This window comes from Exiguobacterium sp. MH3, from assembly GCF_000496635.1.
GTDB lineage: Bacteria > Bacillota > Bacilli > Exiguobacteriales > Exiguobacteriaceae > Exiguobacterium_A > Exiguobacterium_A indicum.
Genome location: NC_022794.1, coordinates 286,320 through 303,718 on the forward strand (window position 1 = coordinate 286,320; position 17,399 = coordinate 303,718).

The 17,399-nt window shown below is 34.2% G+C and carries 12 protein-coding genes; 8 read left to right on the forward strand and 4 right to left on the reverse strand.

Annotation, left to right across the window (positions count from 1 at the left end):
• Positions 1 to 16: 16 nt before the first annotated feature.
• The gene (locus tag U719_RS01550) at positions 17 to 1,048 is read right to left on the reverse strand and encodes an ABC transporter permease (RefSeq protein ID WP_023466877.1); all 1,032 of its coding nucleotides are present in this window, start codon (positions 1,046 to 1,048) and stop codon (positions 17 to 19) included.
• The gene (locus tag U719_RS01555; protein ID WP_023466879.1) at positions 1,041 to 1,721 is read right to left on the reverse strand and encodes an ABC transporter ATP-binding protein; all 681 of its coding nucleotides are present in this window, start codon (positions 1,719 to 1,721) and stop codon (positions 1,041 to 1,043) included. The genes U719_RS01550 and U719_RS01555 overlap by 8 nt, the downstream gene beginning before the upstream one ends.
• 149 nt (positions 1,722 to 1,870) lie before the next feature.
• Here U719_RS01555 and U719_RS01560 point away from each other — a divergent pair, with 149 nt between their 5' ends.
• Genes U719_RS01560 through U719_RS01570 form a run of 3 tightly spaced genes read left to right on the forward strand, consistent with a single transcriptional unit; the run spans position 1,871 to position 2,863 of the window.
• Positions 1,871 to 2,251: a hypothetical protein gene (locus U719_RS01560; protein WP_023466881.1), complete on the forward strand. Its 381-nt coding sequence runs from the start codon at positions 1,871 to 1,873 to the stop codon at positions 2,249 to 2,251.
• Entirely contained in the window at positions 2,248 to 2,610 is a 363-nt protein-coding gene (locus U719_RS16395) for a hypothetical protein (protein ID WP_023466882.1), read from the forward strand. The genes U719_RS01560 and U719_RS16395 overlap by 4 nt, the downstream gene beginning before the upstream one ends.
• Positions 2,600 to 2,863, forward strand: a complete 264-nt coding sequence (locus tag U719_RS01570) for a hypothetical protein (RefSeq protein ID WP_023466884.1) — start codon at positions 2,600 to 2,602, stop codon at positions 2,861 to 2,863. The genes U719_RS16395 and U719_RS01570 overlap by 11 nt, the downstream gene beginning before the upstream one ends.
• Positions 2,864 to 2,896: 33 nt before the next feature.
• Here U719_RS01570 and U719_RS01575 read toward each other — a convergent pair whose 3' ends face one another.
• Positions 2,897 to 3,283, reverse strand: coding sequence for a RidA family protein (locus U719_RS01575; protein WP_023466886.1), 387 nt, complete (start codon positions 3,281 to 3,283; stop codon positions 2,897 to 2,899).
• Between the two features lie 175 nt (positions 3,284 to 3,458).
• On the opposite strand from U719_RS01575, the gene U719_RS01580 reads away from it, so the two are divergent.
• The 5 genes from U719_RS01580 (at position 3,459) to U719_RS01600 (ending at position 16,353) form a co-directional block, all read left to right on the forward strand.
• The gene (locus tag U719_RS01580) at positions 3,459 to 5,195 is read left to right on the forward strand and encodes a hypothetical protein (protein ID WP_023466888.1); all 1,737 of its coding nucleotides are present in this window, start codon (positions 3,459 to 3,461) and stop codon (positions 5,193 to 5,195) included.
• A gap of 33 nt (positions 5,196 to 5,228) precedes the next feature.
• Positions 5,229 to 6,848: a hypothetical protein gene (locus U719_RS01585; protein ID WP_023466889.1), complete on the forward strand. Its 1,620-nt coding sequence runs from the start codon at positions 5,229 to 5,231 to the stop codon at positions 6,846 to 6,848.
• 29 nt (positions 6,849 to 6,877) lie between these two features.
• The gene (locus U719_RS01590) at positions 6,878 to 12,076 is read left to right on the forward strand and encodes an FtsK/SpoIIIE domain-containing protein (protein WP_023466891.1); all 5,199 of its coding nucleotides are present in this window, start codon (positions 6,878 to 6,880) and stop codon (positions 12,074 to 12,076) included.
• Positions 12,077 to 12,139: 63 nt separating this feature from the next.
• Positions 12,140 to 13,006: a DUF4007 family protein gene (locus U719_RS01595; RefSeq protein WP_023466893.1), complete on the forward strand. Its 867-nt coding sequence runs from the start codon at positions 12,140 to 12,142 to the stop codon at positions 13,004 to 13,006.
• Positions 13,003 to 16,353, forward strand: a complete 3,351-nt coding sequence (locus U719_RS01600) for a hypothetical protein (RefSeq protein ID WP_023466895.1) — start codon at positions 13,003 to 13,005, stop codon at positions 16,351 to 16,353. The genes U719_RS01595 and U719_RS01600 overlap by 4 nt, the downstream gene beginning before the upstream one ends.
• A gap of 97 nt (positions 16,354 to 16,450) precedes the next feature.
• Here the strand turns inward: U719_RS01600 and U719_RS01605 are convergent, their stop codons facing one another.
• Positions 16,451 to 17,335: a phosphoadenosine phosphosulfate reductase family protein gene (locus U719_RS01605; protein ID WP_023466896.1), complete on the reverse strand. Its 885-nt coding sequence runs from the start codon at positions 17,333 to 17,335 to the stop codon at positions 16,451 to 16,453.
• Positions 17,336 to 17,399: the final 64 nt, after the last annotated feature.

Consider the following 17,399-nt stretch of genomic DNA (forward strand, 5'->3'; position numbering starts at 1 on the left):
TGGATTTCCATATCTTTTAAATGACTTTATTTTCCGTAGAAGCTGTAATACGAGAGTCAACGAGCCGATAGAAGCGCTGCTTTCTAAACCACAGGGCGTGTTGTTTTACTTCTTGATACAGGACGAACAGAACGAAGGCGATGACAAGACCACGTCCAATCCATGGTAAGACGAGAAGGCCATAGTTCATCGCAGCAAACAGCTGAAGTAAGAAACGACGTTTACTCGAATCCCGCAGATACGTGATCAGCGGGAGTTGCTGATGCGTCTGATTGAATAATCGCAGATGAAGGAACGGACGCTTTCGATGCGACGATTTTGGTAAGGCACCGTTCAATTCAAGGACGGTCGCCGATAAACTCGACTGTCGTTTCGTCGATAGCAGGATGTCCTCCGTTAATCCGTCCTCGCGCCGTGACCAGCGCCGGACATGAAGGGATCCGAGCAACAACACACACAGTGCGACGACGAAGAGGACAGGGTGCGGTTGCAGCCAAAGCAGGAGTAACAGAGTGATGCGTCCGGTTGCCAGGACGAGGTGACCACTCCATTTTCGCAAGAATCGTTGCCCGGATAACCGGTACGTCCAGAAGCTAAAGAACGGTTGAAGTAAAGCGAGCGTGAGACTAGTCAGCAGTACTGTGATGTTGGACTGATCAAACCGAAGGAGATGTAACGGAAAGCAGAATAGTTGTAAGCCGGCAGTCAATAGAAAAATCCGCACGAAGTGATACCGAACGGAATACCACTTCATTCGAACGATCGCTCCAGGAACCGGTTTGAAGAAGAGGCGATCTGCGGGTTCGAACCAAGCGTAAAAGGCGGGCAGGAATCCAAACAGAATCCATCCGAGTAAAATCCAAGCGACCGGAACCGTTTGAACCCAGTCCGCTTGACCACTTAAGATTTGAATCGTTTCATAGATAATAAACAGCCCGACCGGAACGACGAGATACAGCAAGATTGTCCAGTCGAAGACTTCTCGAAAGAAGCGACGTTGTTCCGCGTGCCGTCGACGGATCCGTTGCTTCAAAAAGGTTTCAATCATGCTCGAGCACCATCGCTTCCATGATGTCGAACAAGCGAGCGCCGGGTTGACCAGAGGCTTCACCGATTTGAGCGAGTGTTCCTTGATGTTTGATGCGCCCCTGATCAATCCAGACGAAGTCGTCACACAGACGTTCTGCGGAATCAAGGACATGGGTGACGAGCAGAATCGCCACGCCACGCGTTCGTTCTGTTTCGAGTAAGTGCAACAAGCGAATCGTCGCGACCGCGTCAAGACCAACGAACGGTTCATCGATGATCAAGCAGTCCGCGCGTTGCATCAAGGCACAGACGAGCATCACCTTCTGTTTCATTCCTTTAGAGAAAGAAGAGACATAGTCATTTGTGACAGCATGCAGTTCAAACGTCTTTAAGAGTCGTTCTGTATAGGCATGATCCGTCTCGTGGAGCGAAGCGACCAGCTCAAGGTGCTCGGCGAGCGTCAAATATTCGTAATAGGTCGGCTGTTCCGGAATATAGGCGAGTGAGATGGGTAAATCGATCTCTCCTTCGACCCACGGTAGCGTTCCAAACATCGCTTGAATCGTCGTACTTTTTCCCGCACCGTTCGTACCAATCAAACCGGTGATGGTTCCAGGCTGTAAGGTAAACTCAATCTCTTGTAAGACAGGCTGACCGACGTCATAACCTGCTTGCTGAATGGATACATGCATAGTAAACATCTCCTTTTACTCCATCTACTGATAGAAGAAGAAAAATGTTTCACAGCAACAGAAATCAGCAGAACCATAGTAAAAAATGTAACAGGTTAAAAATAACAAATGGGCTATAATGGAAATATCAATTTTAGAGGATGATCACGATGCAAACAGTCGAACGAATTTATTACCGGGAGTCCGGCATGGGAAAAGGACAAACGTTTTGGTGGAACCGTGCAAGTCAAACGGTTCGAGCAGAAGATGAAGAAAATCGATTGACAGCACCTGGAGAACGCATACTGACACAAGACGATCTAGCGTTCATGGATACGTGGATGAGTAAGTATGATCTAGTAGCGTGGGGGACGTATCCTGAGTCAGTACATGAGATGCTAGACGGGACGGATTGGACGCTTGAAGTAACAACGAATAACCAAACCGTCTGTATCAGCAAGTCAAATGTCTATCCACCTGGATGGAGAAACATCCGTGACGCGTTGTATCATTTTTTCATATCACAAGCGAGTCAGGAGGGGCAGCGATGAAACGAACATGGTTGTATGTGATTCCCTTTGCTTGGTTTGGACCCTATTTTGATTGGAAAGAAGGTTCACTTCTAGGCTATGCCTTATTTTTGTTTGGACTCGGTGCTCTATCGTATTCACTTGCGCGGAGTGGGAAACCGAAATATATCGTCATCGGCAATCTAGTTTCGTTTGCGATTTCATACGGGATCGCGCTCAGCGCAGGGAAAGGATATGGTGAAGGGTACTTCAATCCATTGACGGTCAGTCAACTGGTGATCGGAGTAAGTATCTTGAATCTGGTTGTACAAATACCGATCGTGATGCATGCGATTCGAAACAAAGTGATGAAAAAGGAGTTAGAAGGACATGACGGATGAGAGCCAACAATTACTTGATGTAATTCAACGAATCCTAGAACGGCAATCGCCACTCGACTTAGTTGATATCTACCAGCGCGTCAGACAAACAGAACATTTGGATCTATCACGGTTTACATCAGAAGCAGGACTCGAGGCACGCGTTCGGAAATTGATCTACCTACATGCGAGTGAGTGTAAATTGTACCGGGGAGAGCAGGACCTCTTTTACAGCGAGACGGGAAAAGGAACAGGCCGCTGGGGATTGCGATAAAAAACGCTACGCAACGAGTGCGTAGCGATCAGATCACACGAGTCCTAAGATCTCGACTTCAACTAATGCACCTTTTGGTAGTTCCTTCACCGCGATACAAGACCGAGCTGGGAAGTGATTGTGCGGTGCGAAGTAATCGGAGTAAATCGTATTAAAAGCAGCGAAGTGTTCCATGTTCGTTAAGTAGCATGTCGTCTTGACGACGCGGTCAGGTGTCAGTCCTGCCTCTTTCAGGATGGCATCGACGTTTCGCATGACTTGTTCTGTCTGCTCTGTGATTCCGCCTGGTACGAGTTCACCTGTTGCCGGATCAATCGGGATTTGACCGGAAGCATAGAGTGTGCCGTTCGCGATAAAGCCTTGCGAATAAGGACCGATCGCAGCGGGAGCGTTAGAAGTTTCGATTTTCAAAAATGACATGTCGTTATTTCTCTCCATTCTTATAATAATTTTTACTCTAAAGTAAATTAAAAGATATAACTTAAAATCACTTTTATTATAATTATTAACAATACAATATGAATAAAAAACCATAAATGATATAATTTATTAGGGAAGTTGTTACAAATAATTATGTGATTAAGGAGAAATTATAATGCAAAATCAGGTCAATCCTTTTGTTTCATTTATGCATCAATATGATTTAACTACAGCAGACTACTCTAAAATCTTTGATGAACACACTAAGAAAATTGAATACAGCATCGATACAAATGTTAATAAGAAAATTATTGAGGAGCTTTCAACATCTCCTCGCTCTATCATCATAACAGGTAATGCTGGAGATGGAAAAACCAGAATTTGTAGAAACGTATATGATCAATTAGTTGAAGAAGAATTTAAGGGGTGGCCAGAATCTGGTATAGCAGAAATTTCATATAAAAATTATAAAATTCGAATAATAAAAGACTTATCGGAATTAAAAAATGAAGTTATCGTTGAAGAATTAAAAAAATTACAAGATTCACTAGAAAATGATGAGTCAAAAGTATATTTCCTCATTGCAGCTAATGAAGGGAAATTAACGCACACCCTTGTGAAATATCCTGAGTTAAATAAATTAAAAAATGCTGTCATTCCTCAATTTATATCAAGTAATAAAGAACTAGAAATGACGAAAGAAGTCAAAGTTTATAATTTGTTATACGCATCATCGTCGATTTATGCCGAAAAGATCGTAGAAGGATGGAATGAAGAACAAAACTGGAGCATTTGTACTGATTGTACTAGTAAAAATAAATGCATCATAAATAGTAATCATCTAGCTTTAAGTGATAGAACGACAAAAAATCGAATGATGCGTATGTATAAATCTTTAGATATGAATGGAAAGCATATGACAATGCGCGAGCTACTCATTCACTTAGCGTACACGCAAACAGGTGGGATGGCTTGCAAAGATATACATGAAGCTTCTAATAGTGAATCAATTCAAGCTCTAGCAAAAAAATCGTATTATGAGAACTTTTTTGGTAATAACCTTAGACCAGAAGTATTCGAGGAAATTGGTGGTATTCAAGAATTTAAATCACTAGATCCTGGATCTATTTCAGATTCTTTAATTGATGACTTTTTGCTTAATGGTGACTTAAGTAGTAATGAACAAATTAAAGACTCTCATCACACTTTGTTTGGTAAAGATATTGATGTTGAGAATGGTGCTTATTATGAAGATGTAAAAATGTATCGTTCAAATATACACGGTGATAATGTAAACGGTGTTGAATTAATGAATAAATGGTTTCCAAGATTACGAAGAAAATATTACTTTGAATCCGAAGATAATAAAAAGGTTGAAAAATTAATTCCCTATAGACATCGATATGATTTTATAAGCATTCTTCATAGAGGAAGAATTGAACATAGTATAAAAGTTAAGCTTGTAGATGGATTAAATACATTCTTCGCAAAGAGAATGGTATATTCCCCCTCTCATCAGCTATACGTATCTTCAGATAGTTTATTAGTTCATCAAATTATTGGATTGGATCAGGTAGATTTCCATATCCAAGGTAAAAACGAAACAATAGATCAAACAGGTACTACATTAACCCTGAGTGTGCAAGGTGTAGAATTAGCTATAAATTTAGTAACTTTTGAATATCTAATGCGTTTGAGCAATGGAGGCATGTTAAACGTTCTGAGAGAACATGTAGAGATATTACTTAATAGTTTTCGAAATAGATTGATTTCGTTAAAAAAACAGGATGAAAATATTTTACAAATTTTAAAGTTCGATCGTACTCAAGGAGCATTTGTATTAGAGACCATTGAAATTAATGAAAGTGAAGGTCCTGGTGTAGACACTGAACCTGAAGATGATGATTTTTAAATATAAGTAAAAGTGATTGAGAGGGTGTTAGAGATGCAAGATGAAAGTACAAAGTTTTCTAGCAAGATTGGTGCTGAAATATGGGGCCATCGTTTTAAAGATGGACAGCGAGGACCAGAGTATACTTTAGAATTTTTAAATGTATTTGCTGGAACAGGTTTCAGTTTAGAGAAGAAGTATTACGACCGAAGAAAAATGATTGAATTTCGCCAGTTTGTCTATGAAGGAGAAAAGGAGGGGGCAAAAGGTCATACCGCAATTTTCGAAGAAAATAAAAAAAATATAATTCGGGAGAAACTTGGAGTAAGTGAAAAACAATTAGAAGATTTACAAGTGTTCTTCAAAAATTTAACTATACCTCTAATGACACCGATGGGAAAACCGGTTGATCGCTCTTGGTACGCTCAAATGATGTATCCGCTCCATGAATCGTTGCTTTTTTCTGAAGTTCGTGTAAATAGAGATAAAAATAATACGAAAAATCTAACCATTAATTATGAACGTAATTTTTTTGCGCGTGGTGGAGAACTGTACTTTTTAATGTTGCATTATGGAACACTAAATAATTCTGAACTAAGGATTAATATTGAAAAAAACATGAAAACTCTACTATCTAGCTCTAGTGGAGTAATCGCTGTCATTAATCAAATAAACGAAGCATTTAGTGAGTATAGTACGGGGGATCAACCAGCACCACTAATCAAAGACGAAGAGTTATCAAACGTCATTACTAGCTGGGAAAGCAGTGAATACCCAACTTTACCAAATACAGATTTAGATTTATATAAAGAATTTGCAGAGGAACTTAATGCACTACTTATGCTAAATATTGATATTTATGAAATGTTTGATATTTTAACCTCTCTCATAACATTCCAACTTCATCGTTATATGATTTTTCAATCAGAACAAATAATTGGTGAAACGAGTAGTTATTTTATTGATTGCTTAGAAGGTCAAAATAAATCAATTAAATTTTTAGCACAAGATTCTTACCGAATTCACGAAACTATAGTAAGAGAAGCGTATAAAACTTTTGTAGAAGATCGAGTAGAAGAAGTGTTTTCTGAATCTAAAGCAGAAGAAAAAATTTATTTTTGGAGAAATAATTTTGATAGCTCTGAAAAAGATAAACTAAAAGGCTATTCTGGATTTTTTAATGAATTAAATTTTAACAGCCTTCAGGCAACAAAAAAGAAAAAACTCATAGAGGCATTAGAGACTAAAGATATCAATAATGCTAAAAAGTTACTTAGACTACGTATCGTAGAACTTTACATGGAGGATTTATCTAAAACACAAGTCCCCATTATGAAAACTTTAGCTCGTGATGGTCAGTTCATTGTTTCAGGAAAAGGATCTAAAGCTCGATACGTACTACATGATAATGTTTTAAGTGCTTTAGTATACGCAACTCTTAATGGTCAGAATAATTTACCCTATGATGATTTCTTAAATGAATTATTCCAAAAATATCGCATTATTATTGGAGAAGATGCTGCCAAAATTTCTGGTTTATATTCAAAAGAGGGAATTAATCTAACTCATTTTAGAAGTAATGAGAAAAAAATGAGACAAAAGTTAAAACAAAATGGACTACTTCAAGAATACTCAGATGCAACAGCATTAGTTACAAATCCTTATTATAATTGATGCAAAGTACTGGGAAGGAGCATTAAGCAATGATTGCAAAAATTACTCATAAAGAAAAGATAATAGGTAGTTGGATTGCACAACACCTACTTAATTATCTTAAAGATCATAAAAATAAAAATGCCGAAAAAGTACTAGTAAAGATAGAGGGAATAAACGAAGAATATTTTCCAGCTATTTTAAACGCTCTATTGGAAAATCAAACTCAACTCAAAAGTTTTTATGAACCATTAATACGGACTATAAAAAAAATTGAAGGTTACGATTCCTTTGTTCTAAATGAAAACGAAAATGGAGTATGGTTACGAAACAATGTAAAAACAAACGAAGCATTAATTTTATTAATGAATGAACGAACACCAGAAGCTCAAAGCTTAAAAGATATTGTTTCTATTGATGAAACTCAGTTGCTATCATCTGATGGATTTTTCAGTTTAGATCAATCTCTACGAGAAAAAGGGTATTTAGAACCACATCAGATAAAAGATTTACTCAAACTAATTGGAGCATATCAGCACAGAGGAGAACTTGATTTACAACTTTCAATGCTTATTGCCTATATTGAGAGTGTGTTACAGGAGAAAGAAATATCTAATGATACGTTTAAAGTGATTTTAGGAAAATCTCTACCTCATTTTCGGCTATTTAAAGACGAGCATTTAAAGTTTGAGTCGCTAGATGGTCTTCGTAGTCAGCTTAGAAAAAACTTTTTATTAAGTCACTTAAGAAAAACTTTAGTAAATTATTTAGATCCAGAGAAGTTGATGAAAAATGTAGATAATTTTATTGTCAATGAAGAAAAAAATAATTTTTCAAGTGAAGTTTGGAAAAGCTTTAATAACGATAAAGTATTGTTTTTAGAAAAAACAATGGAGTTTATTGAAAGACGAAACAACGATCTTTTAAATCTAATTTCATACAATGATGCAGAGCGCCTTTTCGGATTTAAAGTTTCTAATTCTTTAAAGGATAAATTGAATAACACAAGAGATATAATTCTAGATAATTTTGCAGAGAAGATTAGAGAAGCAAAAAGTATTGAAGAAGAGAGCCAGTTAAAGCAAGAAAAAATGGAAGCTGAAAGTCATTTTGACCGTGGTGTTGAAGCTGTAAATGCTAAAAATGATATTGAGGCGATTCGAGAATTTCGAGAAGAATATGAACAAGAACTTGAAAAAGAAAATATATTGAAAAAAATTATTAATATCGAAAATAAGCTTGAAAACCCATCTGAATATATTGATATTTTCGAAGCGATTTTATCTGAAAGTTTAGTGATGTTAGAGGAAATAGATCACGAAGAATTTAATGGTAATCTTACCTTTGAAATTTCAATAGATCAAAATATAGAAGTTTCTGAAGAACAAGCTAGATTCTTTAATTTTCATCTAAAATCTTTATCAATGTTGTCTTCGAACATAATTGTTCTTTCAGAATTGAGGAACACCAATGAATCATCTAAAGAAATTGAAATAATCCCTGTTAGATTACGACTTTTAAAAAATGAAAATTCTATAGCGAAATCTATTGTCAAAATCGATGCTAGTAGATCATTAATTGAAACGAGTTTTTCAAAATTTATCAATCAAATTCAAGATGGATTTTTACAATCTATTATTACGAAAAAGGGTACGCCAATTGAAGAAGATCTTAAGGAGTATTTGAACGAACAACAAAATTACACTCTGATGTCTGATAAAAGATTGTTAGAACCCATCGAACAATTTAAAAACTATAATGCTGAATACACTAGTATTCTTAAATCTATTATCGACGAAAATAGAGGAATTACTATTGAAGATTTAAACAGAGTAGCTGATCTTAGCGAATCATTTTTAAAGTGCTCGGATCATGATGTAGATAGTGTTAGAAAAATATACTCACTTTTAAATGAAATTGGAACAATAAAGGTTTTTGAGACTAAAAATGTTAAACAAACAGAAGTTGAACGAAAAATAGTATCTGTATTTAATCCTATTAGATTTATTGCTTATGGATTTAAACTCATTCATTTTGGAAACTTACTCTCTAATATTTCTGATACGTCTGAACAACGCAATAAAATCCAAGATGTAGAAGATTTAAAACAGTACAAAGAGTATCTAAGAGGATCATTTACTAACCTAGCACCATCTTATTACGTATCTAGAGATGGGAATCACCTATTTGCACAAGATGAGTTATATGGTCAGGGAACGTATATAGAAGGTGGAGAAATTGAGAGTGTGTCCTCCCAAGCAACTTCTTTTGCTAAAGAAATTGAAAAAGTGGCAAACGATTATGTTCGAGTTTATCCGTATGCTGCGGACTGTTTAGATGTCTTATTCTTATATGTTACAAACTTGGAGTTTGTAAAAAAGAGTGTAGAACAAATCTTGAAAAATGATAGTTTAAAAAAGCTAAATATAACTATTCATAGTCCTGCGAGAGCTGCAATGCTTTATGATGAGATCAATCAATGGATTCAATCGCAAGAAGAATATATTAATGCTGTAGATTCGTTTAGTGAATTTCCTAGACTAGAAATCAACGTATTACCATTTAGCGATCCTAAAACACTTGAGGAAAAGTTAGATACGTCTATGTTGGACTTTGATTTAGCCGTGTTTATTGATTACTTTGGTCAAAGCGAAAACTTAAAAATTCCACATCAATTTTACTCGGAAAGCTATAAAGAATGTGAGCTTACGGATAAAAGTTGGGTCTTTTACGAAAATCGTGAATTTAAAGCGGTTAAAGAAGGTACTCGATTAATAAACTATGTTTCACCTAACCAGCCGAAATTGATGCAACAATTTTATAATATGCAAGCAATATTAAAAGATGGATTAGTGATCGAATCTAACAAGATTGGTTTATTAAAAGGTAGACTATCTGTAACTCGTACAGAAACAAATACGTTATATAAACTTGCACATGAAAAGTTTAATTGGGTTGTCACTTATGATAGATTTATGGATCCTTTATTAATGAAACAAGTAGCCGAAGGTTCGAATATTATTCGTTATCATGTAAATCGATTAGGAAAAGAAGAAATTAAAGTTCTGGTTTCCTCTTCAGACTCGATTAGAAGATCGTCAAAAGCGGATATGGAAGTCAATTATTATCGTGATCGTCTCCACAGTAGATTAAAGGATCAGTTGAAAGTAAGTAGTATAGACGTACAGCAGGTCGATAACGCTCTTAAAGTTGTAAAAGAATTATCCGGTGGTTTAGTGCTAAGAGCATTAGGACCTGGAAAGTTTGTTAACGAGTTTTTGTCAGTATATTTAACTGTTCTACAAGACCAAAAGTCTGATGATACTGTAGTTTTATGGGACATGTGTGATGAATTAGAGTGGTTTAGAACTCGGCAAAAACGTCCGGATTTATTAAAAACAACTATTCAATATTCTCCTGAATCAACAGTGTATAATGTTAAATTTGATTTAATTGAATTAAAGCTTATACAAGAAGAAAGCTATGTTAGCGAAGTAACTGATGCAAAAGTTCAGTTAATATCAGGTGAAAAGACATTGAAAAAGTACTTTAGAAGGTTTGATTCAACACTTGAAAGAAATTTGTATTTAAATTCATTTTTGCTTCATTTAGAAGATAAACGTGCTTATGAAGAATTTGAATTAGCGATACTTCATGAACTAAGAAATAACGAAAATATTCAAATTAATTTTGAATTTACAAAGTCAATTTATGCATACATTCATAATAAAAATATTGAATTTGAAGGTCGTTTAGAACTTTCACCTGGACATTATTATGAAAGACAAGACGAAAATGAAATAGCAGTAAATACTTTTACTAGATCATACATTTTATCGGAAATGAATGTTCCTGATCATGAAGTAAATAATGAAATACAGGCTGAAGAAGAATCTATATTAAAACAGGTCGCTATAACTAATGATGGTGATTACTTTGATCACTATATCCATATAGATAATAGCGAACTTATTTCGGGTACAATTCCAAGTAATAAAGTTATTGATAAAGGTGACGCGTCGAATCAAGATAACCTGCGTATAAAAAATGAAGTAAAAGATATCGAATCAATTAAAGCTATCGATGAATCTCAATACCCAGAAGATCATGCATTAAAGAACGTTCAAGCTCCACAAACAGAATCATTTGATGAGGTATTGAAAAAATTAGGTGATAGTTATGCGGACACACTGCAAACTAAACTCCGAATAAATAATGTTCAGTTTACGGTGGAGCGAACTATCGTAGGTGCTAGCGTTATTCGAATTATTGGTAGAATTCCATCGGATCAAAGTATTACAGCAGTTGAAAAGAAAGCTAAAGATATGCCATTATGGCTGCATATTGATTCGCCGCCAACTATTTTTAGTGATCGAAATGGTATCAATATAGATATTAATCGTAATGATCCTGATACAATTTTCTTTTCACAATTTATGAAGTACGTTCGAAGAGATATCACACAAACAGACTTGAAGAATGGTTTTCTTGTGCCTATTGGACTTAACCCTTTAAATGAAGTAATGTCAGTTGATTTTAATGGAACAGAACCTCATATGTTAGTCGCTGGATCAACTGGAAGTGGAAAAAGTGTTAGTTTGAATTCGATTGTCATGTCTATGATGTGTCTATACACACCCGAAGAATTAAAGTTCGTATTTATAGATCCAAAACAAGTTGAATTCTCTATGTTTGAAGATGTTCAACATACTGATAAAGTATTATTGGATTTAATGGATTCTGCTGATTATTTAGATGTTATGATTATGGAAATGGAAAATCGTTATAGTAAATTTAAAGATGCTTATGCAAAAAATCTGAAAGAATACAATGAAGCTTTGATTGAAGAAAATAAATCATCAGAAGTTTTACCTCGTATTGTTATTGTTTTTGATGAATTTGCTGACTTCATGATGCAAGATAAAGAATTTGCACAACGTATCGAAACTGCTATTAAGAGAATCGGGCAAAAAGGACGAGCAGCAGGGATTCATATGATAGTTTGTACACAATCACCTAAAGCGGAGATTATTAATACTACTATTAAAAATAATTTGCTAGCACGTTTAGGATTAAAAGTAACAGACGCTGTTGCATCTAACGTTGTATTAGATACAAGCGGTGCCGAGAATTTAGCGGGTAAAGGTGACTATCTCTTAAAGAAAGATAGAGAACCAGTTAGAGGTAAGAGTCCTTATTTAGAACCACAGTCTTTACGAGCATTAATGAGGTTCTTTAAAAATAACTAAACTTACAAAGTAGCCAAGAGTAATCTGGCTACTTTGCTTTGTTAAAATTAAGGTGGGTTACAAATGGGTTTTGGACAACATCAAAGTTTTTACTTACGTCCGCAATGGTTATATAAAGGGTTAACTGAAATTAAAAGCGATGCTCGCTTTTTTTATAATGATACTCATTTTGAACAACTAGGCTTAGGGAAAAACATGGCGAAATCAGCGAAGTATTGGTTATTCTCAACTGGTCTAATGGAAGAGAAGCGGCAATCGGGAAAAACAGAACATCACCTTACTTCTTTAGGGGAATTAGTTGATAAATACGATAAATATATTCAACATCCTGTTACGAAAAGTATTTTACATTATATCCTAGCCTCTGATCCAAAAATTGCAACAAGTTGGTATTGGTTTTTTAATGTATTCAAAGAATCAATTTTTGATAAAGCGATATTGATAGACACGTTAGAAATCTGGATCGGTCACACATTAGAAAAATCAGTCTCTTCTAATTCACTAAAAAGAGACATTGATTGTCTCATTCAAATGTATGGTCCAAATAATCTTTCATCTACTCCTGAAGATGTTATTAAAAGTCCGTTTGAAGAATTAGGGTTGGTAAGTAATACAGTTAAGGGTACTTACAAAAAAACACCGCTAGATACGGTGTTTAAGTTTGAAGTACTTTTCATCACTTTTTTGATTTATATAGAAAGAAATGAACTCACTGAAGTGAGTCTTGATGAATTAATCGATGGTGAAAATCTATGGGGAAGAATTTTTAACCTGTCAAGATCTGAAATTGTTAACTGCCTAGAAGAGATGCAAAAAAGATATCCAATAATTTTTACTAGAACGAACCGTCTTGATGTAGTTAGAATTACTGATACAACTAATTATTTAGATTATATGGAACGATTTTTTGAAAATGAGGTAGTGCTATGAAAAAGTTTCAACCTAGTATTAATGTAGTTTATGACACAGGAAAGTCCGAACTGTTTGATATGTTTGTTCCAAACAATGATCAGTTGGAAATTATGGAAAATATAATTTCAAGTCTATCTAAAAAAAGCTTAGTCAATTCTCATCTTATGATTGGTCCATATGGAGCAGGAAAATCAATGGTTGGGGCAATTACGGCTTCTTTAATAACAGCAAGAAAAAATAGCAAGGATGTAAAGTCGTTTTTATACAACGTTAGTGGTTTAAATAATAGTTTATCAGATAAAATTAAAGACAATTTATATGAGAATAATATCAAGTGGATTCCTATTACTATAACTGGTAAAAATGGACGAATTGACGAAATTATTTTAGAAGCTATTCAGTTAAAATTAAAGTCAGAAGGAATCGTTTTATCTCTAAAAGGAGATAGTGAGCAAATTCTTCACACCATTGAATTGTGGAAGAACGACTATAAGGATACGTATTTTAAACTGATAAATTTGTGTACTTCTTTTGGGTGCACTATAGAAGAATTGATTGAAGGAATTACTATAAATGATGAAAGATTCATAGTGGAATTTAAAAAAATGTATGGAACTTTGACTTCTGGAGCTACATATATTTCAGAATCAAAAGCATCATTTGTTGAAAAAATTCAACACTTAACGAATCAATTATCTATAAAAAAAATGGGACTTTTTATTATTTATGATGAGTTCGGAAGATTTCTTCAAGGTGTAAACCAATCGTTGATTTTTCAAACTATGCAAGATTTACAAGATATCGCTGAATTTGCAAACAGGTCCTCTAACTTAGGCTTACTCTTCATTACTCATACAGGTCTTAGACAGTATTCAACAGAGAGTAATAATTTATCTAAAGAAGAATTAGAAAGAGTTGAAAAAAGATTTGAATCGCATCGTTTAGATAGTGATCCTTCTTTATTTTATAGAACAGCATTTAAAATACTTGAGATTGTTAAAGAAGATAATGCTCCAAACTTATTTTTGTTGAACGATATTGAAAAAATTAAAAGCGATTTAAAAAAGTATAGTCTTTTTCCAGATATGGAAGTGTCTGAAGTTGAGAATTTCATTTTAGAAAAATGCCAACCTATACACCCACTAACAATTAGATTATTACCTATTCTTTCAAATATGTTAGGACAAAATGATCGAACGTTATATACGTTTTTATCTCAATTTGATGAGAATGGTTTAGAGACTGATTGGTATTATGCAGATCAGTTGTTTAATTATTTCTATCCAGATGAATCTTCATTTTATTTAATTGATGATTTAAAGTATTATCGACTATCAATGAGTTACCAAATAACGAACGAAGCAAAAAGACTTGTAAAATTAATGACTTTATTGAATATATCTAATAGACCTTTTAAAATTTCTATAGATTTTTTATCCTTTGCACTAGGTATCAATGAGATAAAAATACGAGAAAGTATAGAAGAACTAAAAAAAATAAAGATAATAAGATATAATCCATTAGCTTCATCATATGAATTATATAGTGGATCTATACTTTCTTTAGAATCCTTAATAGAAGATTATCGCTCTAAAACAGTTATTAATGATGAATCTAGAATAAAATTTTTAAATAATTTTTTACCCAATAAATATTTTCTACCTCATGAGTATAATAATGTTAAAAGCATGACACGCTTTGTTGAATCTCAATTTACCTGGGGAAACATTTTGAACTTAGATCTTTCGGTTGGTGATGGAACACTACTGTATATGATCTATAGAAATGATCAAGAATTAAAAAATATCCGGGAGTTCGTAATAAATTCTAAAAGAAAAGATATTATAGTTTGCGTTACGAAGTTAAATACTAAAGATTTAACTATTAAATTAGATGAATTTATGATTTTAGATCTTCTACTCAATACTTCAGAACTACTTCAACAAGATGAGAATTTGGAAGCGGAAATTATAATTCATTTAGAAAATATTAGATTCGAAATTGAAAAGCTCTTACGACCAATTAGACATTTTGAGACAGATAATTTAACTTGGTATATCAAAAATGACGTCGTTAAAATCGATTCAAAGAATTCACTTGAAAAGAAACTTTCGAAATGGATGTTCGACAGATTTCCTGCTACACCGGAAATTAGAAATGAAGGATTTAACAAAAAAAACGTTACTTCTATCCAAAAGAAAGCTGCTAAAAGTATTTTGTCTCAGCTACTTGCGCCTACATTTTCAGGTGATTTTGACATCCAAGGATTTGGTCCGGATTATTTAATTTATGCAACTATGTTTAAAAATACAGGAATTGATACAAATAATTTAAGTCAAATAGCTGATGATAATCTGTTGGAGTTAAGGCACGATCTGCTTTCGCATTTCAAACAAAATAAAAGAGGGAAAATTGTCGATTTATATGATTTATTAAGACATGAACCCTATGGCATTAGAGAACCACTAATACCACTATTATTAATAGGTCTTTTAAAAGACGTTTGGCATCAGATGGCGTTTTACTCAAATGATTTTTATATTCATGAATTAAATGCAGACATGCTATATGATATTTTAGAATTAAGAGCAGATTTTTATGAATACGAATTATATGAATTATCTTCAGAAAACTTAATTTTACTCAAAGATGTAAATGCTACATTCTTTAATGGAACTTTATCAGAACAACCCGTTATAATTTTTACAGAGATGATGCGATGGTTACGGAGCTTGCCAAGATATACTCAAGTAACCGACCAACTGACTGTTACTGAAAATCATTTCAAAGAGATTATTCGCCACAGTGAAACAGACCCACTTGCTTCAATCAATAACCTTGCAAAAATCGTTAAAAGTGATTCTGATTTAAAAAAATTAAAAACTGGACTCGAAAACCATTTGAGTCTTATGATAAAACGAATTAAAGAAGAAGTTCTTCTTAAAATGGAAGTTGAATCAAACAAAGATATTCATGGGTGGGCTGATAGAAATAAAGAACTTGTGTTAAGCAGTCCAATATTAGCTGGGTTTGTTTCAGAGTACGCTCAAAATAAAGATTGGTTAGCATATTTAATTGAAAAAATTGTTGGAGTGTCATTAAAAGACTGGTCAGATGTCACATACGATTCGTTTTGGATGAATTTCAAGCAGTTATTATTGACGAATCACAATCAAAATGGATTAATCAAAATAGTAACTGATAATCAAACAGTTATGGAAATCAAAGAAGTTGAGCTTTCTGTTAAAGGGAAGACTATCTATAACAATGTAAGTAGGATAGTAAATGCTGGCAGTAGAACAATGTCAGATGATGAAATCCGCTTTGTTGTGTATAAGATTTTAAGTGAACTAGAATCTAAATAAAAATTACAGTTATTTAATGCTTAATGATTGTTTGTCGAATCCATCTATACAAAAAGGTAGCGGAATCTTATCCACTACCTTTTTGTATAGATTTTATTTATGAGAAAGAGCATACACAAGGAATTGTATCGTCTTTTTCACTTAAATATTTTTCGATTCCGTCTCTATCCATTAATTCTCGATATTCACGCAATGTAAATGGTCCACCGTTTCTCTTTAGAATAGAAACATCTTTCTCAAACTTACTACGGAAGCGTTCTTCCATAGCTTCTTGCTCGGCATATTGTTCGGGCCAGACATTATATAAAAGAGCGTAATGACCTAAGCCTCCTCGAACACATCGACCAGCGCAATTTGCATGAGAAAAGCCTAAACCATACATTCTCGGCAACGCAATTTTCCATTCGTCACGAATAATTTCTTTCGTATCAAGATCGCCTTTAAAAGTTTCAATCATAGGAAAGCGTGTTTCTATCGGTTCGATTGGATTGTGTTCGTAGAAATTTTGAAGGTTGATAGCTCGATGCTGCTCATGTGGACCAATACCGAAATAAAGGATTGGTTCAAGATTATGCTCATCACGAAGTTCTTCTAGATAAATCATTGTTTGACGAACCTTTAATTCCTCAGAACATTTAGCCATACGTGAATTACCCAAGAATTTAACATCGTGGAAAACTTCGTCAGGCGTTCTTCCATCTATTCGAGTAGTAATCTCCATACCAATATACTCTGCTACTTCATCCATGAATCGATAGTTATCGATATCTTCCCAAAGCGTGTCAGTGAAGAAAAGAACGCAATTTTCTTTGCCGTATTTCTGAACGATATGATAAGCAACATAGGCAGAAGATGCACCGCCACTAAACATTGCCACATGCACTGGTTTTCTACCAGATAATGAAGGAGTAGTACCTGCTTTTAATACACCTAGTGCTGATCGATCAGAGGTTTTTTGGGTCTTTACTTTATTCATATCCATCTTAAAACCACCTCTCTCTCGAAAACAAAATATCCATTTATTTTCTAATTATAAGTATAAGGTT

Coding starts and splice junctions, on each gene's coding strand:
- U719_RS01550 (WP_023466877.1), bottom strand. CDS start 1,048: ATGATTGAAACCTTTTTGAAGCAACGGATCCGTCGACGGCACGCGGAA.
- U719_RS01555 (WP_023466879.1), bottom strand. CDS start 1,721: ATGCATGTATCCATTCAGCAAGCAGGTTATGACGTCGGTCAGCCTGTC.
- U719_RS01560 (WP_023466881.1), top strand. CDS start 1,871: ATGCAAACAGTCGAACGAATTTATTACCGGGAGTCCGGCATGGGAAAA.
- U719_RS16395 (WP_023466882.1), top strand. CDS start 2,248: ATGAAACGAACATGGTTGTATGTGATTCCCTTTGCTTGGTTTGGACCC.
- U719_RS01570 (WP_023466884.1), top strand. CDS start 2,600: ATGACGGATGAGAGCCAACAATTACTTGATGTAATTCAACGAATCCTA.
- U719_RS01575 (WP_023466886.1), bottom strand. CDS start 3,283: ATGTCATTTTTGAAAATCGAAACTTCTAACGCTCCCGCTGCGATCGGT.
- U719_RS01580 (WP_023466888.1), top strand. CDS start 3,459: ATGCAAAATCAGGTCAATCCTTTTGTTTCATTTATGCATCAATATGAT.
- U719_RS01585 (WP_023466889.1), top strand. CDS start 5,229: ATGCAAGATGAAAGTACAAAGTTTTCTAGCAAGATTGGTGCTGAAATA.
- U719_RS01590 (WP_023466891.1), top strand. CDS start 6,878: ATGATTGCAAAAATTACTCATAAAGAAAAGATAATAGGTAGTTGGATT.
- U719_RS01595 (WP_023466893.1), top strand. CDS start 12,140: ATGGGTTTTGGACAACATCAAAGTTTTTACTTACGTCCGCAATGGTTA.
- U719_RS01600 (WP_023466895.1), top strand. CDS start 13,003: ATGAAAAAGTTTCAACCTAGTATTAATGTAGTTTATGACACAGGAAAG.
- U719_RS01605 (WP_023466896.1), bottom strand. CDS start 17,335: ATGGATATGAATAAAGTAAAGACCCAAAAAACCTCTGATCGATCAGCA.